The sequence below is a fragment of the Niallia circulans NBRC 13626 genome, from assembly GCF_001591585.1.
Taxonomy (GTDB): Bacteria; Bacillota; Bacilli; order Bacillales; family Cytobacillaceae; genus Niallia; species Niallia circulans.
Map to the genome: position 1 here is coordinate 179,857 of NZ_BCVE01000006.1, position 19,079 is coordinate 198,935.

Sequence of the window (19,079 nt, forward strand, 5' to 3'; positions counted from 1 at the left end):
CTCCTTTCAAAAGCCCTCCAGTAATTGAAACATTGGCATTAACACAGATAAATAAATAGAAATTATTAGAATTCCAACAGCTGTATACAATGTAGGTTGAAGAACTTTTAATGTTTTTTGTAAATTTTCTTCTATTTGTGTTAAGCAATAGTTACCGAAATAATAGAATTCCTGATCAAGCTTTCCATTTTCCTGGCCGTGCTGAATAATTTGTAATAGCTCTTTATCCAAAAAATCAAAGGAAGCAAAAGCTTGTTCAAGTCGCACTCCTTTTTTTAACTGTGAAATAGTGATTTCGCCTATTTTGGAATATAGTTTTTGCTCCTTATTTTCAAGAAAAAATTGCATACACTCATAAATCGAAAAACCACTTGATAATAAATAACTTAACTGTACGGATAGTAGATAGGAAAAATAACGTCTAACAAATATCCCAATCATCGGAATACTCGCTAGTACATTTATTTGGTTAATAACATCTAATTTTCGAAAAGAAAAATAATAGTAGAGAAGCGCGGAAATAAAACATAAGGATAAGAAAACAAGAAGAAATGGAATAATGTGACCAATAAATTGGAGAAACAGGAGAAAGAAATTCTTGTTAATATTCATCGTTAAAAAGATAGAATTAAACTTCGGGATGAGGATACTTTGAACAAAGAAAAATAAAACGAAGGTAAAACACAAAAGAAAAAGAGGATAGGTAAGGATTTTTTTTAATTTTCTTATTGTATCTTGCTTATTCTGAATCATTCTACTTGCATCTTGAAAAGCACTAGCAAATCCGCCATGCTTTTCAGCAAAGTAAACAAAACTTATCACTTGATAATCAAAATTGAATCGTACTAGATTCTCAAAAAACGACTCTCCTCCTTTTAAAGAACCGTAACACGCATTAATATCTTCCAATCGACGATCAGGCATATAGTAACGAGAAGACTGGACTGCCTCTGCCATCGAATAACCTCTATCCAGCAGCTCACCAATACACTTTAAAAATTTCGCTTGTTCTATATTAGACCATGCATGATTATTCTTCATCATAAATCCACCGTTCATATTCTCCTTTCTTTATATAACCTAGCGCTATCCCTTTGGAAATAATATCTCCTAGTGATTTATAGTTCGCTCTCTGATATTCTCTTCGGTTATAGAGAATATCAGAAATCATCCTGCCTGTTATCATTTCAAACACGGTTGATCGTTTTAAGCGGTTATCTAAACGGTAACAGTTAGGAGAACAATCTTGATCACAAAATGGACACACCATTTCAACTAGTCTTTGAGCAGTAATAGCAATTAAGGTTTGTTCAATTTCAGTCTCCTTAATACCAAATTCTAGCAGTCGATGAATCGCACCTTTCGCATCCCTCGTATGCATTGTGCTCAATACTAAATGACCTGTTAAACTCGCCCTTATTGCAATATGAGCGGTTTCTTTATCGCGGATTTCTCCAACCATAATAATATCTGGATCATGGCGAAGAATTGCTTTTAAGCCAGTGGAATACGTAATACCTGCTTTCTCATTGACTTGAACTTGCAAAACGTTTTCCTGCGTTTTTTCAATGGGATCTTCTAAACTAATTACATTTCGCTGATAAAGATGAGCATTTTCATTTAGGAGAGAGTAGAGTGTTGTTGTTTTCCCTGATCCAGTTGGACCGGTCAGAATTATTAATCCGTGTGCGTGCTTTAGCAAGGAGATTAATTTACGAGAAATATTTGGAAATAAAGAGATGTGATAGATTGGAAGCATATTTTGGTCGGAAAGTATACGAATTACTAAACTCTCATGAGGGTGAGATGGTAAGGTTGAAAGTCGTAAGCCAATATACTGACCTTTGACTGTTGTGGAAATGGATCCATTTTGCGGTTTTCTTCTTTCGCCAATATCCATAGAAGCTGTAAATTTAAAATGAGAGATCAACTTGTCACATTCATTTGCTGAAATTACTAAGTAATTAATTAAATGATTGGCAATTCTAAATTGGAGAACAGATTCCTTCTGTTTTGGGGTTATGTGAATATCAGTAGCATTCTGTTCTACTGCTTCACATATAATACGATTTGCTAGAGCTTCAATCGATAACACTTATATTTAACACCACCTTTATATTTTTCAAATATGTATTTCGACAAAAAAGGGTAAATTCCTTCTTTCTTTTTAATTTTTTTGCTAAATTTAATGTCAGAATATACTTATACAATAGTATCGTCCTTTTCCATCACTACATTGACTAACAATCTTTCCAAGAAGTTCAACAAATCTGTATAAAATGCCAGCTCCTATCCATACTATAGATGTCAACTATTTTGGGCTATAGCCAAGTGGTAAGGCAACGGACTTTGACTCCGTCATTCGTTGGTTCGAATCCAGCTAGCCCAGTAGAGACCCGTGTTCTGGGTCTTTTTTTGTAAAAAAGCCTCGAGTAGATCGAGGCTTTACCTTTTATTATACATTCATATCATCATGCCGAATCTGTGACTTTTCGATTTGGATGGTTGTATGTTCCATATTAAATTTAGCTTTCAGACGATCAATCGCGACCTGTAGAATTACTTGACTATCACTCTTATCATCAATTAATAAATGGCAGCTTAGTGAATCCAATCCAGAAGTGATTGTCCATATATGCAAGTCATGAACATCGATAACTCCAGCGATTCCTTCCAACTCCTTTTTTACCTCTTCTTTATTAATAGTGGTTGGTGTTCCTTCCATTAAAATATGGATGGACGTTTTTATTACTCCCCAGCCGCTTTTCAAAATTAATAGCGCAACTACAACAGATATGATTGGATCAGCAATATACCACTTAAAGAAAATCATGAGACAGCCTGCAATTATTGCGCCAACAGAGCCCAATGCGTCACCTAGAATGTGTAAATAAGCACTTCGCAAATTAACATTGCCCTCTACATCGCCTTTTCTCAATAATGCTAGGGCACTGATCATATTCGCTAATAGTCCAATTACAGCTATTATCATCATCGTTCCACTTGAGACAGCAGGTGGTTGGGAAAATCGTTCGATTGCCTCTAATATGATAAAAAAGGCGATAACAAACAATGTAACACCATTAAATAAGGCAGCTAAAATTTCAAAACGATAATAGCCGTAGGTTTTACTCGAAGAGGCAGGTCGTGTGGCGAACCAGATTGCTAGAAAGCTTAAAAAAAGAGAACTTGCATCACTTAGCATATGACCTGAATCTGACAATAAAGCAAGACTATTTGTAAGTAAACCACCAAAAAACTCTAACAGCATAATACCAGTTGTTATGATTAACGCTATAAGTAAGCCCTTTTTATTTCCTTCTCTTATTTCTTCGAAACCATGATGATGTCCATGATGACTATGGTCGTGCCCATGAGAATGTCCCATCTTATCTTCCTCCTGTTTCTAAAAAATGATATTTGCTTGCTTTTTATATGTTTCTCCGTAAATGTTGATAGATATATGCTGCATCATCCCCAACTCCTTGAAGCAGACTGGAAGCTCTATTTGTTTGCCATGGTAATCCTAAAAAATACAATCCAGCAATATTCGTTATTCCCTTCTTATGAATAGGATTTCCGTTTACATTTATTACTTGTGGAATGTTAATCCAACTATAATCATGATAAAAACCGGTAGCCCAGATAACAGTGTTAACTTTTAGTCTGCGTTTATCTATAAACTCAAAAGTATCATCGACAATTCTTTCTGTGCGCGGAAATACAGTTATTGCTCCACTTTTTATTTTTGCTCTTAATTCAAATCCAAAAACTGGGTCTGGTTTCTTCCTTAGCCATTGACCTATTTTGGAATAGGTACTTGCTTTATATATTTTCATTTTCTCAAATAACCAGAAAATACTCTTATTCCCTATATTTTGTGGTAAAAAACGAATTTTATGACCTACTGATAGGTATACCAAATATTTGTCTGAAAGCTCCGCTGCAACTTGCGCCCCTGAATTCCCGGCTCCTACAATTAAAACCGGTCCTTCTTTAATTTGTTTCGGATTATGATATTGCGATGTATGAAGCTGGACTACATTTTCAGATAAGCTAGAAGCAAATGAAGGTATCAATGGTTTTTGAAAGGGACCAGTAGCAATAATCACTTTTTTAGCTGCTAATACACCCTCATTAGTAACTACCTTAAAGGCTTCCTTTGTCTTTGATAGTTCCTTTACCTCTGTATTTAATTGAACTGGCAGCGAAAACGTGGTCGCATAATCAAATAAATAGTCTGCTATTTCATTTTTTGTGGGATAGCCATCCAAATCCCCATACAGCGGAAATCCAGGAAGAGAACTGTAAAAACGTGGAGTAAACAAAGTTAATGAATCATATCTCTTTCTCCAGCTTTCACCTATAGATGTTTCTTTTTCTACTATGAGAAAAGATAAGCCGCTTTTCTTTAAAAAGTAACCCATCGCAAGCCCGCCTTGCCCGCCGCCAATTATTATTACATCGTAACTCATAACAACCGTCCTCCATTATATGAATATATGTTCATATATTCATTATAATCTAATTAATAAATCTGTCAATAAAAATTAACAATAAGTTCCACTTCTCTTTTAATAAACTACTTAAAACGTTGCTCATGCTTCAAATAGTGAATATGTACAATTTATGAACAAAACATTTGTGAAGTTGTGAACATTTTATAAACTTATCGTTTTAACCATGTTTATGGTAGATTGCTATATTATAATAAAGAAAATTAGTCCTCAGGAGGAACATTTAATATGGAAAATACACTAAAAGTTACAAATGTCTTATCAGATCCAACTCGTTTCTATATTTATCAGTACATTACAAAACGTCATCAAGATGTCACTGTTCAAGAAATAGCGGATGAATTTTCCATCCATCCAAATGTAGCTCGCTTGCATTTATCTAAGTTAGAAGATGTAAGAATGCTACACTCAGAAACAAAAAAAACAGGTAAAGGTGGTCGCCCCAGCAGACTATATCGTTTATCAGATGAAGTTATTCAATTTAGCTTTCCTTTTCGAGATTATCAATTATTAAGCAGCATTTTATTGAAAACGCTTGAAAGCCTTGGAGCAGAGGGAAGCAAAGCACTTTATGAAACAGGAAAAACATTTGGCAAAGACATGATGGAGCAGGAGATTGCACGTATTACAAACAACACAGCACTATTATCGAATGAGGATAAAATACGTTTATTACAAAATGCTAGTTTAATGACCGGACAGTTACCTGCATTGGAATGGAATGATGATCAAACCTCTTTATATTTTGAAATTTATAACTGTCCATTTAAAGAAGTAGCTGTAGAACATAAGAATAAAGTTTGTACCATGCACCAATCCTTCTTTACAGGAATGTTCGAAGCTTTGTTTAAAGATGTTCAGTTAATCGAGAAACAAAATATTATTACTGGTTGTGATCAATGCGCTTATAAAACGATCGTGCAATAAAAAAAGAGAAGGAGCCCCTTCTCTTTTTTCTCATTTAAAAGCCATTAATATATGGATTATGTTCCATTTCATGCTCAATCGTCGTTTTTCTGCCATGACCGGAAAGCACTAATGTGTCTTCAGGTAAATTCAATAACTTCTCATGGATACTAGTTAGCAATGTTCTTTGATTCCCGCCAGCTAAATCTGTTCGGCCGATACTTTCATAGAAAAGGGCATCGCCTACAAATGCCCAATTCTCCTTTTCAAAATAAAACGTAACACTGCCTGGAGAATGCCCTGGTGTCTCCATCACTTGAAAGGTAAAATCACCGATTGTCATGCTTGGATTTTCATCTAAGAAATGCTCAGCAGGTCTTGTTACAATCGGATTCGGCAGCCTAAATGCTTCACTTCCGTTTAATTTCGGATTAATTAGCCATTCTTCCTCTTTGCTATGTACATATACGGGAATACTATACTCTGTCCGAACATCTTCCACTGCACCAATATGGTCAAAGTGAGCATGTGTTAACAGAATTGCTATAGGAGATAATCCTAACTCCTGAATTATCTTTATTAACTTTCCTCCATTTGCCCCAGGATCTATCACCAAACAATCCTTGTTTTCATTCCATATTAAATAACAATTTGTCTGGATTGGTCCTAAAGGAATTTGTTTATACTCCATCCCATAACCCCTCCTATCTACTCTCTAATTGACTTACAACACGTTCTACTTTATCTTCCATTTTTCTACTAATGTCCCGTCTATCATCAATTCGGATATTTGTACAAACACGAACAAGCCCTTTTTCAAAAGGAACTTCATGCATAGCTTGGATTACTTCAAATAAAACAGGAAGCTCTCCCTCAATAATTGTATTCATCGGCGTTAATTGGAACCGAATTTGCCCTTTTTCCTCATAACCCATAAGCACTTTTTGTATATCTGCTACATATGCACTTACACTTGGTGTTTGTGTTCCTACTGGTATAACTGTTACATCTACAATTGCCATTAACTATATTCTCCTTTCAACCGTATATTTAACCATATATAAGACAAGATACTTGATTATGTTCCATGATTATGATGGCATATTTTTATGCCATCATCAACTATTGTGAATAGTGGTAGAAAATAAGGAGCTAATTTCGCCCGTTTCCATATCCAGCATATTTTCATAATAATAACCAAATAGACAATATTTTCCATCACTCGAAATTTGGATAGGCTGATCCTCTAATTCCATTTCCGTATCTATCTTTTTGCTTTCACCTGTTTCCATATTTATTTCAACAAGATTAAAGCCATCTTGATAAGTTTCCGCATTACCACTATTTTTGGGAACAAAAGTAAGAAATTTATTCTCATAAAAAGTATAGTTTGGTACTAACCAATTGGAAAATTTAGATAATCTAGGTAAGCGGACACTTCCTTGCTTCTTTAATTCAGAATCATAAAAGGTATAAATGGCTTCCTCTTCTTTAGATGAACCGGCCAGAGTAAGGAGATAACCATTTTTCTCTTCTATAAAATAAATATCAGGTACGTCCCATTCTTTTTCTTCTTTTGTTTCCAAATTGAAAATTTTAAGAGGAGCGTAAAAGGAAGGGGAGCTTTGGTCCCACTCTAAATACATTACTTTTTCCTTTGATTGCCATTGGGGAAAGGGCGTAGACACAGGAAAATCACTTAATTCATTTTCTTGAATATCCAATACAGATACTTTACTTTCCCAATCCTTGGTGAAAGTAGTAATTAATAGTTCATTTTCACTATAAGGATTCCACGCAAAATCTGTTTCATAGCTTTGCAATTTTCTAGTAAGCACTTCATTTCCCTTCATATCAATGATATGAATTTCTCCTTCTTCATCAGAAAGAGCATTGTATATTAAAAGTTGATTTTTATTGAGTATCACATTTGACAATTCTGTTACCGATTCATATAAAGGAATATGCTTTCCAGTATAGATGTTATAAGTGTAAATTTTATTAACACCCTCTACTTTCGCCGAATAACAAATTGTATCATTCTTTATCCAGCCATATACTTGCTCAAAATCTCCTTCAACTGGACTAATAGGAGGAAGCATCGTGTTGTTATTGATATTTTTGTCCTTCGCTTCATTTTCACTGGCTGAATTATTCTGTCTTGGTACACAGCCAGACAGAATAAGTGTGAAAAAAGTGAAGAGAAGAACTATTCCTAGTGTGTTTCTCTTACCTAATGGAAACATTTTTCACACTCCTATACTACTTTTCATGTTTTATTTACTCTATAGAATAGTAACATAAAAAAGCCGATTTTTTCGGCTTTTTTTCAAATACGCTTTGATATTTTACTAAAATGAGAAATATTCCTCCATAATAGGTGCTTATTTACACTCCATACATTTCATCTACTGTAAATCTACAAATATAAAGACGCTAAGAAAATCGTTGATGTGTCATGATAGATTTCAGTAAATTGGGATAGAGGAAGAGGATTTATCCCTTTTCCCAACTCTAATGTAAATCCTGGCTTTCTAAATTCTTGAATAAACCAATCTTTATAACCAGCATGACTATCTACATTTTGAATGGCTTTATACCCACTCACTCTATAAAATTCATTTGCTATCGTTTGCGATTCTGCTGGCTCTAGCCCTTCATAGCCCCAATAAAATTCTTTTCCTTGCGTATGCAATGCTATTAAACAGTCAAAATTCTCTTTATGCGCAAGCTTCGCCATCACTTGAGCCTCAGGTTCAGACAATGGCGTGTCTCCCGGATAATCTCTTGGTGCTGGCGATTTTGGTTCTTTCCTTTCCTTTTCAATTTCCCAATTTGCCGGAAATTGATTATTCAAATCAACCCCACGGATATTTGCCTTCCAGCTAGTGAAATCAGTGCTTCCACCATTTATCGAGAATAATTTCTCCTTCTCTTCTTCTGGAGGACCATTTAAGACCAAATTAACTCCATCTGGATTGACCATCGGTACAATGGATAAGTCAACAGACTGATATAATGGCATTGTATGAACACGATGAATATTTGTCCCATTCGTTAAAGATAATAAAAAATCATTCAAAAACACCATTAAAATCGGCGTAGTAATCCATTCATTGGCATGGAATGATGCATTTATATGAACCTTTTTTGTACCTTTTCCTATTCTAATTTCCTCAATATTATGTCCTAATACACTTTTACCAATACTCTTCACTTGAATGAATGGAAAAATTTTCTTTAATCTAGTTAGATCGACTTGCAAGGAATGATAATCATACTTTTTCTTTCCCTGTACTATTCTTCCAATAATGCGATTTGGAATATAAATTTCATCGCCTACTTGAAGATTATTCGGATTTACATGTTGGTTTATTAATAAAATACTATCCACTGAAATATTTCTTACTCCTGCCAATTTCCACAGAGTTTCTCCCTGCTTTATCTTATGAACCTGTAATTCAAATCCAGGTATTTGGATAGTTTCTGAAGCTGCTAATTTATTTGGATTAACATGAGGATTACTGTCTAAAATAAGATTCAAGGGAACCATAAAAAGCTGACTATAGTACCAAAGTGTATCTCCTGGTCTCAATTTAATCTCCATATGCCCACTCCTCTCCCTATATATATATGAACCGCACTAAAAAACATTACTTATGGTACTTTTTCTTATTCATAAAAAAAGCTTTGTGACAAAGTAGGTATTTCTACATTTATCACAAAGCTCCATCATTCTACTCTTTTTTATTCGCTTCTTCCACTATCTCAAGCATCCCTTTTTCTTTATCATAGAACCGCAATAAGTCTCCATAAATAATACTATCAGAATACTGCAATTCTAAATTCGCCTGCTCTATATAAGGCTCACACCCGTCTCCATTGACTGCTTCTCCAGTTGCTCGATCATAACAAACTTCTTTCGTATACACATAATCATTTGTGATAAAGCTGCCATCTCGTAAGACAACAAACGGATCCTTGTTATCAGAGAAAAGATCAGATCCAAATTGAATATCATTTTTTGTCTCGATCCCGAGCAAATGAAGAAGAGTCGGCTTGATATCCACTTGACCAGATACTGTTGACAATGTTTTCCCTTCCATTCCTGGAATATGGATAACAAAAGGCACTCTTTGTAATTGAGTGCTTACAAAAGGAGTCACTTCTTCTCCTAATAACTCACTCATTGCTTTATTATGATTTTCCGAAATGCCATTATGATCTCCATACAGTACAATAATGCTATTTTCATAGAGACCTTCTTCTTTTAGTTTCTCAATAAAATTTTTCAATGCTTCATCCTGATAACGGACAGTAGGAATATAATTATTCAGTGTTTTACTGCCGGTTGTTAATGGCTCGATAAATTTGTCTTCCTCTTCTAACTCAAAAGGAAAATGATTTGTCAGCGTAATAAATTTACTATAAAAAGGCTGCGGCATTTCTTTTAAATGAGCGATTGATTGCTCGAAGAAGTCAATATCCTTCAGCCCCCAGCCAACAGAGTTTTCCTCATTCACCTCATAATCATTAATCTCATAAAATCGTTGGTATCCTATACTTTGGTACATAATATCACGATTCCAGAAACTCTTATTATTTGCATGTAAGGAAGCTGTGTAATATCCATTTTCATTTAAAATTTCAGGAGTTGCCTGATATTCATTTCCAGAATGAGTAAAGAAAACAGCCCCTCTACTTAATGGATACAATGAATTTTCCACAATGAATTCCGAATCTGAAGTTTTACCTTGTCCAGTTTGGTGGTAGAAATTTTCAAAATAGAAGCTCTGTTTAATAAAATCATTTAAAAATGGTGAAATTTCTTCGCCATTAACTTCTCGATTGATTGTAAACGACTGAGTAGACTCTAGACTAACCATGATTACATTTTTACCTTTAGCAATACCAAACATGTCCTTATTTGGTTCTGTATAATTTGCCTGATTATAATTAACCATATCTGTTAATTCACTGCCATCTGCAAATGCTCTTTGTGCAGAAGTCTTTGTTTGCAGAAAAATATCATAAAGTTGATAATTATATGTTCCAATATTTTTCACTAAAAGCTCTCTATCAAATGTTCGAGTTAACAATTGCGTTCTTTGCGTTTCTGCTAAACTTAGATTAAAAAAAGCTAAGCTTATCGTAAGTAAATAGAAAATACTCTTGTGAACTCTTGTGTATTTCGGAATTTTTACAAAGGCTGGTTTCTTTTTCATAATGACAATAAGCAAAATAATATCAACAAAGAAAAGAATATCCGTAACATGGATTAACTCTCTAATACTACTTCCTAAATCACTCATATTACTTGTTTGAAATAAAAGCGGCAGAGTTAAAAAATCTGTATAAACTCGATAAAAAACCACATTTGCGTACAAAACAAACGAGAGAATCAGACTTGAAATTAATATATATCTCTTTTGATTTTTTTCTGAGAAAAACATGGATATTCCTAGTATAAATAATATGGAACTTAAAGGATTAATGATTAATATGAATTGTTGAATCCAATTTTCAATTTTAATATCAAAGCTTGTAATATAGGCAATATTTGTTTTAATCCATAGTAAAACTGTTGCAATCGTTATAAGTGACAGCTTTGACCACTCCAATTTTTTCTTAAACAATGGTGAATCCTCCTAACTATTGATCAAACAAAATCTCGAAAATTATCACTTTACACATTTTACAATATTTTTATTATATAAAGCTAATCTTTATGAAATTTTAATCTAATTTTCATCTTTGTGTATTATTATAATAGCTTACTCTTTTTTAAACGTCCAATCAGACGAAAAGTTTCAGAAATTTTATCGTAATTATTCCTATCATTTAAAATACCTAAAAAAAATCTCCTTCCAAACGGAAGAAGATTTTTTTCATTCTTAATAATCCTATCTATTTGTACCTAGCTCGATTAACTTTTAGCCAACCACGCAGCACCAATTACCCCTGCTGTATTTCCAAGAGTCGCAACATCAATGACAGTTGACTCTGCTACACTTTTAAAGGAAAATTTCATAAAATTCTCTTTTACAGGATCTAACAGGACATCTCCAGCTTTTGATACTCCTCCACCTATGACAATTTTCTCAGGATTTAACGTATTAGCAATATTTGCTAACACTAGCCCTAAATGAAATGCAACAAATTGAACGATTTCATTAGCTAATTCGTCCCCTCCTTTAGCTGCATCGAATACATCTTTTGCTGTAATCGCCCCTTCTTGATCTAGTAACGAATGAAGCTCGCTTAATGTATGTCTTTCCGCTAATCTTTCTTTCGTTAAACGAACAATTCCCGTTGCAGATGCAATCGTTTCTAAACAGCCAGTTTTCCCACAGTTACAAGGAGCTCCATTTTCCACAATTGCAGTTAGATGACCTATTTCACCAGCAGCTCCTTTAACGCCTTGCACAATATCTCCATTAATAATAACGCCTCCGCCAACACCAGTACCCAGTGTTACGCAAACTAAATCCTTTGCTCCTTCTCCAGCTCCCTTCCACATTTCACCTAAAGCAGCACAGTTAGCATCATTATCAATCGTTACTGGCAATCCTAAATCTGCTTCAAGGCGAGCCTTTAAAGGAAAATTATCGGGCCAGCCTAAATTTACCGTATTAAAAATAATTCCTGTTTCATAATCAAAAGGACCTGGCGCACCCATTCCTGCACCTAAAACATCCTCTTTCGAATGACCTAATTCCTTCAATTTAGCATCAATGGATTTTGCAATATCAGATGTTATATTTTTCCCTTCCTCAGAATTATCTGTTGGGATTTCCCAATGATCAATTAAATCGCCATTTAAAGATAAAAAAGCAATTTTCACCGTTGTTCCGCCTAAATCTATTCCAGCTACCCATTTTTCTTGCATCACACATTCCCCCGATTTCTCTTATCCTCTAAGTATTGTATTTCTTGATTAAGCAGTCGCATAGCAGAATCGAATTCTTGTTCTTTTATTAATTGAGATTGATATAATTCTTTAATTTCGGATTTCATTAATTGTAAATCGCCTACTCGATCTCCAACATAAATGATTGTCCCGTACTTTTTTAAAAACTGCTGCACGTCATAAATTGTTTGCATGGTACCCCTCGATTTCATTCTTTTTCTATCCACTGCAAAGGTTTGCATAAAGTGATAAATTAATCGTTTTCAAATTAAGTATAAAGGATACGGACTGTTTCCTCAACAGCAGATTCTTTTCCCTTATTAGGAAAGTAAATATATGTTTAAAGCTAGAAAACAAAAGATATTCCCTCCTCTTTCTTCTTTTATCATAATTTTCTTTTCCATACATATATTTAAAGAAGTATAGATGAGACAGGCTCATATTTTGAGCATACTTAACATGGAGCGGTGAAAATAATGAAAAAAGATTTTATTCGTTTAAGTCTTTCTCTTATTATCCTTATTTCTATTTTCTATATTTTTCAACAAAAGCAGATTGCTAAGGAGAGTATCACCTATTTTCCGATTGATCCTACTGTCACTTTTCCGAAAGCAAACACAACTCTTACTTTTAGTAAAAAAAGATTTGATGAATACAGTATTCTTTGGGAGAGCCATTCATCCATTAATAAGGTCGCATATTTACGGCAGGATATGAGCTTATTGTATGCAAATGGAAAACTAATAAACACAATGGGAGAATGGAAACAAAACACTTTGGAGCTTTCAGGAAAAAAAACAATCGTGGAAAGAGAAAGTAACTTTTTACAAGCAATAACTTTTCATTATGCGGAAATACACGATAGTAGTGAAAGAATTTTCAGTTCACAAAAAACTTCCACGGACAACTTATATATTATTAACTCCAAGTTTGAAAATGCTCCCCTAACTTTTCATACTGCCAGTAACTTAACAGAAAAGGATTGGGCAAAGACCTTAGAGAAAGAAGCATTAAACAATGTAGAGTATGCTTATCTTCAAGTATTAAAAAAATTCCATATTTCACCTGAGCAATATCATACAAAACTATTACTTACAGACTTAATCAACTATAACGATGCACCTCTCCCGAACTTTTCAAAAGAACAAAGCGCAAAAATAATTGGACAACTAACAGAGGGGCTCTATAAAAATTATTTTCTTGGCGTTATAAAAGAAGATGGAACCATTGCTGATCCCATCGGTAGTTCTATTCCTGTATTATTAATTAATGATAACCATCTTCTTATCTTATTTACAACAGTAGATGGTGAGGCAATTGTTTTAAGACAACAAATATCTACTCTTTAATTTTATCCCATAATAGAAGATATTTAGAATTGTTTTCGTCCAACTTTATCGCTGATTGTAAATACTTCCTTGCTTCTTCCAAGTTCTTATTATATATACTTACAACCGCTAAATTATAATATGCTTCATGAAATTCTGGATTTATCGCGATTGTTTTTTGCAGGTTCTTCTCTGCATCATTTAGATTACTCTTCTTAAGTTGAATATAAGAAAGTAAAAAGTAGTAATCTTCATTATTCTTTGGTTCCAGTTTCTCCAAAGCCAATTCAGCCTGATGAAATTTCTCATCATGGATATAATCATGGATCAGCATATAGGCTGATTGTTCTTGTCTTTGCAATACATCTTGATGGAATGAATAAAGGACACCTATTCCCAAAAGCAGTATAGTAACAAAGGCGGCACCAAGCTGGATTTTCCAGTTTTTTTTCTTTGGAAAATGAACAATCGCTGTGGCTAAGAAGCCGCCTATCAAACCACCAATATGTCCTGCATTATCGATTCCTTGTATAGTAAAACCAAAAATAAGATTGATAATTATGATGATAATGACATTCCAGCCCATTACACGAAAAAATAGCTGGGGAAAGCGCCACGCAAAATAAAGAAGTGCACCAAAACAGCCAAAAATCGCGCCGCTTGCACCAGCCGATAAAGACGGACTTAATAAATAACTAGCAAATACCCCACTAAACCCAGCAAATAAATAAATAAACATAAATCGGCTCGATCCAAAAATCCGCTCAATCAATGGTCCAACATAATATAGAGCAATGGAATTCATAAGTAAATGCAAAATACCAATATGTAAAAAAACAGGTGTTACAAATCGCCACCATTCCCCATTGGCAATTAAATAATTTACTTTTGCTCCCCATTTAATTAACGTTTCACTGTTTGTACTTCCGCCACTTAATTCCATTAAGAAAAATACAATCACTTGAATAGCAATGAAAAAATACGTGATACATGGTTTTCCAAAATTAAATAACTGTCTTTCTTCTTTTTCATTTTGTCTTAAGCGTGTAAAGATAGCATCTTTATATTTTTGAATATGCGTTTCTCGCTCTGCTTCCGTTTCTGGCATACCTTGTAATTCTGCTATTTTAAACTCTCCTATTTCCCAGTCTTGGACGGATCGATCAAGAAGAACTGTTTCAATTTGTATTTTTTTATTTGGGCTTAAAAATACTGGATTGATAATATGTTCATATGAATCTACAGGCGGATAAGCAGATATATAAATGCTCACCACCCTAAGGGAACGACTATGCAGCGAACTTCTTATCCTTTCAGCATTTAACGCTGTCCTTTCTATATCCCTGCTTAACCAATTACTCCAGTTAATATCGATTTGAAATAAGCGAATAACGGGAGATTTTGATTTATTCTCTTGAGCCTCTAGCCATATTTCTTGTTGATCTTCTGATAAGTAGATAATTTTATACTGATATTCATTTACTAGTATATGGATGATTCTCCAATACTTATAATGTTCTAGCTCCATCTGTTCTCTCCCTACTCTCCGAACATCCTGAAAGGTAATGACACTATATTCTTCAAGTTCTTAAAAATAGTTGCTTTTTAAGGAAATACGCTTTCTATGTAACAATACTATATATGTTTCTTTTTTCCTTCATTTCATTTAAATGTCACAAAATCCATCTTTCATTTTAGCTTATTTTATGTATTTTATAAATGAAAGTGACATTCGACAAGCATATCGCTTGAAGATATGAACGTTATTATTTGTTATTACCTTTTTAAAAAGATTAAAAACACATTTGGTAAAAGGAAAAAAGGATAGAACAAAAGTAACCAATTGGTACCATTATGTTGCGGACACTCTGTGTATACCTTCTCCCTTTTCGGGATCTATTTATCATATTTTCAAAAAATCCAATTAAAGATATTTATATATGACCAAAATCTTGATATTATCCATTTGAGAACGAACGTTCGAATAGATATTAAGATAGCAATTATTTAACACTATGTCAAAGGATATCAACCAATTACCGTATACAAAAAGCGGAAAGTCTTACTGTATCAAATAAAAATCTTTAAAATTTAACTATGAGGTCTTTTATAATATGTATGTAACGATTGCAGATTTTATTATAGAGTGGAAGTGGGAGGCAGAGCTGACTCAAAAGATTTTAGAAGGTTTAACCGATAATTCTTTACAGCAAAAAGTCTCCCCTGAAGGTCGTACATTAGGAAGACCGGAATATTTAGCTCAAATTCGGGCAGAAAATAAATGAACTAGATAATGCAAAAAATATTCCTGCTGCAGCTAAAGAAATAACCGATACATTTAAACTTCTCAGTTCTACTGCAATCAAAGTGATAGAAGAACAATGGACAGACGAATCCTTGAAGGAAGTGCAATCAGCCTTTGGCAGAGAAGAAACAAATGATCAAATTTTAATGGGGCTCATTAAGCATATTGTTCATCACCGCGGACAACAAGTTACAATTCTGATGCAGCAAGAGTCAAACCATTTGGAGTTTATGGACCATCAAAGGAAGGTTGGATTCTTGTAGGACTAGACAAAGACAATCCACCACTTTAACAGTTCAAGAAGATATCCTTGTAATACTAAATGTACACCTTGGCATAGATTAGCAAGACAGCTGAGTTTCGGCAGTCTAAAAGCAGAGCATAGGATTAACATGACTTGTGTATTCAAGCTTACAGTAGCTGTCCCTTACACTTTTAGAAGCCAATAAGCCAAACAATTACGTTACTTCTTGTAATTGTTCGGCCTTATTTTTGTGCAGGCTACTTATTCCCAGCTCATTTAAACGCTATTTTCCGTCGCATCTGTTCTTTTTTATTCATTGATAAATCGTATTTTGCGATCGTCCAAAAACAGAGTTCATTGTCATTCTTTTTACACTTGGAATATTCATTAATATTCTAACTGCATATTTACGAATAAATGGACTTCTTAATACCGTATTAATGACACGATACCGTTTTTGAAATAAATAATATCCACCTAAAACAATTAGTAAAATGGAGAATACTTTTGACATTTTTGAAATCCCTCCTACTAACTAGTTTGGTAATAATATTATTTTTTATCCGTGTAAACGAATAAAAATGTTAATGTATTGACGTGATTAAAATTATTACAAAAAGAAAAATCTATATATCAACGCAGCTAAGAAGCCGGAAAGAACATTTACCATATCATTATTAAAAAGTGCAAAACCCTTTATTTTCACTAAGTTAGTGTGACATTCTACTTTTGATTCAACTATTCGACCACAAACAGGACATTTATATTCCACTTGTACAAAGGCACCTAAAAGAGTATCCACGATATTACCTAAGAATCCAAATACAAGGATGACAAAAAAACTACCAAACTCCAAAGCAAATAAGAAATTCGCTGTTAACGCTATTAAGAGTGATCCAGCAAATGCAGCAATTGTTCCTAGGACACTGACTGCTCCAGATGTTCCAGTGGCCGCTTGTTTAAACGTTCGAACAGAGATTGGCTTTTTCTTGCTTAAGGATCCAATCTCTGATGCCCATGTATCCGAGTTGGCAGCTGCAAGAAGTATGGCGAATACACTAATCCAAACTGATTCTTTTGCAAAATAATAGATGATACCAACAATTGCTGCAAAACCTCCATTTGCCATAACTTGCCATGCATCTCGTTGTGACCCTTTTTTGGTTTTGTCCTCCATCGCCTGTTTAGTTTTGCTTTTATATTTTGAAAGCATACTAGAAGAAACAAAAAATACTCCTAGAACTACTAATCCCTTAGAGCCAAATCCTAGCGCAATTCCGCTCCCAACAAAAAAAGCCGCAATTGCGCCACTCATCGTTAATGATCTGCGTTTATATGCCAAAAAAGAGACAAATAAAATGACTACTGCATACATCATACTACTCATTTGCGTAAATAATTCCTTCATTTGTAATTATTTTCTGAACAGCTAAATCATGATTCTCAACGGGAATTTGCTGCTGTATTTGCATAGAAAATGCTAGTGATATTGTTTGTCCATCATAATTTTGCAAAAAGCGGTCATAATAACCGCCCCCAAATCCTAATCTATATCCTTTTGGCGAAAAAGCTAATCCAGGAACAAGAAGTAAATCAATTAGTTTAGAATCTGTTGGTTTCGTTTTTTCTATAACTGGTTCAAACAGGTTACTATAAACCGATTCAAGTTGATTAAATTGCTCTAATTCGCGAAAAATCATTTGTCTAGATGCAGGGATGCACTTGGGAACACTTACTTTTTTACCTAATTGCCAAGCTGTACGAATAATTTGGTATGTATCCACCTCAGGAAACTTGGAAATGGTAATCCCTATATGACTAGCAGAAATAAAGGAAGCATCATTATATAATTGGGAAGCTATTTGGTAGGACATATGCTCATATTGTGGTTTATTGATTGATTGGAGTTGTTTTATCATATCTGATCGGAATTGTTTTTTTTCCTGCATTTTATGTACACCTTCCTTACATTTTCGTTATAAATATGAAAAAAACAGAAGGGATATCCCCCTTCTGCTTATTTTGTTTCACGATGAACTGTAGTACGTTTTTCTCTTGAGCAATATTTTTTTAGCTCAAGACGATCTGGATTATTTCGTTTATTTTTTTTAGAAATGTAGTTACGATCACCACATTCAGTGCAAGCTAACGTAATGTTTACACGCATGTTTATTTCCCTCCAAACTATAGGTTGCTAGTTCGTGCATACGACTTTTATATGATAACATCTTTTGTTAGGAAATGCTAGTACTTGTTTTCATTAGAATATGATTCATATCTAAAATATCCTTTTTTTCTGTCCCCATAATGGACCAAGCCCGACTAATACCAGTTGATTGAGGCATTACCTCCATATTTAAAGAAAAAATACTTACACTGGAGCCTTTTGCCATAGGCTGATATTTGAGGGTACCATTTTGATTATTGCTCCAAATATGATCAGTATGAACATTCCACAGAGGTTGTACGGTTCTCTGTTCCATGCAGCTTGAATTATGTTCTCCATTTACTAAATATAGCTGTTCCTCAATGGAATGATAGATGACGTTTTCCGTAGGTGATACAAAAGAAAGATGATTATGAAAAGCTTTTGGAAAATAATTCAAAACTAAAACTTTCATTTTTTTCGGTTCTTGAGAGTGATTTCTGACAAAAATCTCATTATATTGAATTTTTGAGTGCTTGTGTATTTGTTTTACATGAACGGAAATAGAATGTTCTGGTATTAATTTTTCATAACCATTTTGAATCCAATACGTTTTTCCATCAACCCAGATTCCAGGAGTTGTCGTTATTTTTTTTACTAATAACTTTCTTTGAACACTTTGATAGTCTTTTTGTAAATTGGCCTCAATTTTCATTCTTCCTT

At 33.9% G+C, this 19,079-nt stretch carries 19 protein-coding genes, 1 tRNA gene and 1 pseudogene; 4 read left to right on the plus strand and 17 right to left on the minus strand.

What is annotated here, in order from left to right:
* Positions 1 to 6 precede the first annotated feature (6 nt).
* Together comGB and comGA are read right to left on the minus strand one after the other, a co-directional pair.
* Complete coding sequence (gene comGB / locus BCI01S_RS10025; RefSeq protein ID WP_061798512.1) at positions 7 to 1,041, minus strand: competence type IV pilus assembly protein ComGB; 1,035 nt, start codon at positions 1,039 to 1,041, stop codon at positions 7 to 9.
* Positions 1,031 to 2,095 (minus strand): competence type IV pilus ATPase ComGA, encoded by a 1,065-nt coding sequence (comGA, locus tag BCI01S_RS10030; protein ID WP_061798515.1) that lies wholly within the window; start codon positions 2,093 to 2,095, stop codon positions 1,031 to 1,033. The genes comGB and comGA overlap by 11 nt, the downstream gene beginning before the upstream one ends.
* Before the next feature lie 222 nt (positions 2,096 to 2,317).
* On the opposite strand from comGA, the gene BCI01S_RS10035 reads away from it, so the two are divergent.
* Positions 2,318 to 2,389, plus strand: a tRNA-Gln gene (locus BCI01S_RS10035).
* A gap of 66 nt (positions 2,390 to 2,455) precedes the next feature.
* Here the strand turns inward: BCI01S_RS10035 and BCI01S_RS10040 are convergent.
* Entirely contained in the window at positions 2,456 to 3,388 is a 933-nt protein-coding gene (locus tag BCI01S_RS10040) for a cation diffusion facilitator family transporter (protein WP_047941244.1), read from the minus strand.
* A gap of 43 nt (positions 3,389 to 3,431) precedes the next feature.
* Complete coding sequence (locus tag BCI01S_RS10045) at positions 3,432 to 4,475, minus strand: flavin-containing monooxygenase (RefSeq protein ID WP_061798520.1); 1,044 nt, start codon at positions 4,473 to 4,475, stop codon at positions 3,432 to 3,434.
* A gap of 270 nt (positions 4,476 to 4,745) precedes the next feature.
* Here BCI01S_RS10045 and BCI01S_RS10050 point away from each other — a divergent pair, with 270 nt between their 5' ends.
* Positions 4,746 to 5,444 carry a helix-turn-helix transcriptional regulator gene (locus tag BCI01S_RS10050; protein WP_061798524.1) on the plus strand — a complete coding sequence of 233 codons (699 nt, stop codon included), beginning with the start codon at positions 4,746 to 4,748 and terminating at the stop codon, positions 5,442 to 5,444.
* Between the two features lie 34 nt (positions 5,445 to 5,478).
* On the opposite strand, the gene BCI01S_RS10055 is transcribed toward BCI01S_RS10050, so the two are convergent.
* The 7 genes from BCI01S_RS10055 to BCI01S_RS10085 all read right to left on the minus strand — a co-directional run bounded on the left by BCI01S_RS10055 (position 5,479) and on the right by BCI01S_RS10085 (position 12,527).
* Positions 5,479 to 6,114, minus strand: coding sequence for an MBL fold metallo-hydrolase (locus tag BCI01S_RS10055; RefSeq protein WP_061798530.1), 636 nt, complete (start codon positions 6,112 to 6,114; stop codon positions 5,479 to 5,481).
* 13 nt (positions 6,115 to 6,127) lie between these two features.
* A complete protein-coding gene (locus BCI01S_RS10060; protein ID WP_047941248.1) occupies positions 6,128 to 6,445 on the minus strand; it encodes an MTH1187 family thiamine-binding protein in 318 nt (105 codons plus the stop codon).
* Between the two features lie 96 nt (positions 6,446 to 6,541).
* Positions 6,542 to 7,669 carry a YqgU-like beta propeller domain-containing protein gene (locus BCI01S_RS10065; protein WP_061798534.1) on the minus strand — a complete coding sequence of 376 codons (1,128 nt, stop codon included), beginning with the start codon at positions 7,667 to 7,669 and terminating at the stop codon, positions 6,542 to 6,544.
* Positions 7,670 to 7,842: 173 nt separating this feature from the next.
* Positions 7,843 to 9,030: a M14 family metallopeptidase gene (locus BCI01S_RS10070; protein WP_047941250.1), complete on the minus strand. Its 1,188-nt coding sequence runs from the start codon at positions 9,028 to 9,030 to the stop codon at positions 7,843 to 7,845.
* Positions 9,031 to 9,160: 130 nt separating this feature from the next.
* Positions 9,161 to 11,059, minus strand: coding sequence for an LTA synthase family protein (locus tag BCI01S_RS10075; protein ID WP_061798537.1), 1,899 nt, complete (start codon positions 11,057 to 11,059; stop codon positions 9,161 to 9,163).
* A 290-nt stretch (positions 11,060 to 11,349) separates the two neighbouring features.
* On the minus strand, positions 11,350 to 12,312 hold the full coding sequence (locus BCI01S_RS10080; protein ID WP_047941252.1) for an ROK family glucokinase: 963 nt from the start codon (positions 12,310 to 12,312) through the stop codon (positions 11,350 to 11,352).
* The gene (locus BCI01S_RS10085) at positions 12,312 to 12,527 is read right to left on the minus strand and encodes a YqgQ family protein (RefSeq protein WP_047941253.1); all 216 of its coding nucleotides are present in this window, start codon (positions 12,525 to 12,527) and stop codon (positions 12,312 to 12,314) included. Before BCI01S_RS10085 ends, BCI01S_RS10080 begins: the two co-directional genes overlap by 1 nt.
* A gap of 282 nt (positions 12,528 to 12,809) precedes the next feature.
* On the opposite strand from BCI01S_RS10085, the gene BCI01S_RS10090 reads away from it, so the two are divergent.
* Positions 12,810 to 13,682 carry a hypothetical protein gene (locus tag BCI01S_RS10090; protein WP_061798539.1) on the plus strand — a complete coding sequence of 291 codons (873 nt, stop codon included), beginning with the start codon at positions 12,810 to 12,812 and terminating at the stop codon, positions 13,680 to 13,682.
* On the opposite strand, the gene BCI01S_RS10095 is transcribed toward BCI01S_RS10090, so the two are convergent.
* Complete coding sequence (locus BCI01S_RS10095; protein WP_061798542.1) at positions 13,672 to 15,189, minus strand: rhomboid family protein; 1,518 nt, start codon at positions 15,187 to 15,189, stop codon at positions 13,672 to 13,674. The two genes, BCI01S_RS10090 and BCI01S_RS10095, sit on opposite strands and share 11 nt — an antisense overlap.
* Before the next feature lie 586 nt (positions 15,190 to 15,775).
* Between BCI01S_RS10095 and BCI01S_RS10100 the strand changes: the two are divergent.
* Positions 15,776 to 16,258, plus strand: a pseudogene (locus BCI01S_RS10100) (DinB family protein).
* Positions 16,259 to 16,523: 265 nt separating this feature from the next.
* Here the strand turns inward: BCI01S_RS10100 and yqgO are convergent.
* The 5 genes from yqgO to BCI01S_RS10125 all read right to left on the minus strand — a co-directional run bounded on the left by yqgO (position 16,524) and on the right by BCI01S_RS10125 (position 19,071).
* Positions 16,524 to 16,724 (minus strand): protein YqgO, encoded by a 201-nt coding sequence (gene yqgO / locus BCI01S_RS10105; protein WP_047941256.1) that lies wholly within the window; start codon positions 16,722 to 16,724, stop codon positions 16,524 to 16,526.
* Between the two features lie 96 nt (positions 16,725 to 16,820).
* Entirely contained in the window at positions 16,821 to 17,597 is a 777-nt protein-coding gene (locus tag BCI01S_RS10110; RefSeq protein WP_061798544.1) for a DUF92 domain-containing protein, read from the minus strand.
* Entirely contained in the window at positions 17,590 to 18,159 is a 570-nt protein-coding gene (locus tag BCI01S_RS10115; protein WP_061798546.1) for a 5-formyltetrahydrofolate cyclo-ligase, read from the minus strand. The genes BCI01S_RS10110 and BCI01S_RS10115 overlap by 8 nt, the downstream gene beginning before the upstream one ends.
* A 68-nt stretch (positions 18,160 to 18,227) precedes the next feature.
* Positions 18,228 to 18,377, minus strand: coding sequence for a 50S ribosomal protein L33 (gene rpmG, locus BCI01S_RS10120; protein ID WP_016204868.1), 150 nt, complete (start codon positions 18,375 to 18,377; stop codon positions 18,228 to 18,230).
* A gap of 67 nt (positions 18,378 to 18,444) precedes the next feature.
* Positions 18,445 to 19,071, minus strand: coding sequence for a hypothetical protein (locus BCI01S_RS10125; RefSeq protein WP_061798548.1), 627 nt, complete (start codon positions 19,069 to 19,071; stop codon positions 18,445 to 18,447).
* Positions 19,072 to 19,079 lie beyond the last annotated feature (8 nt).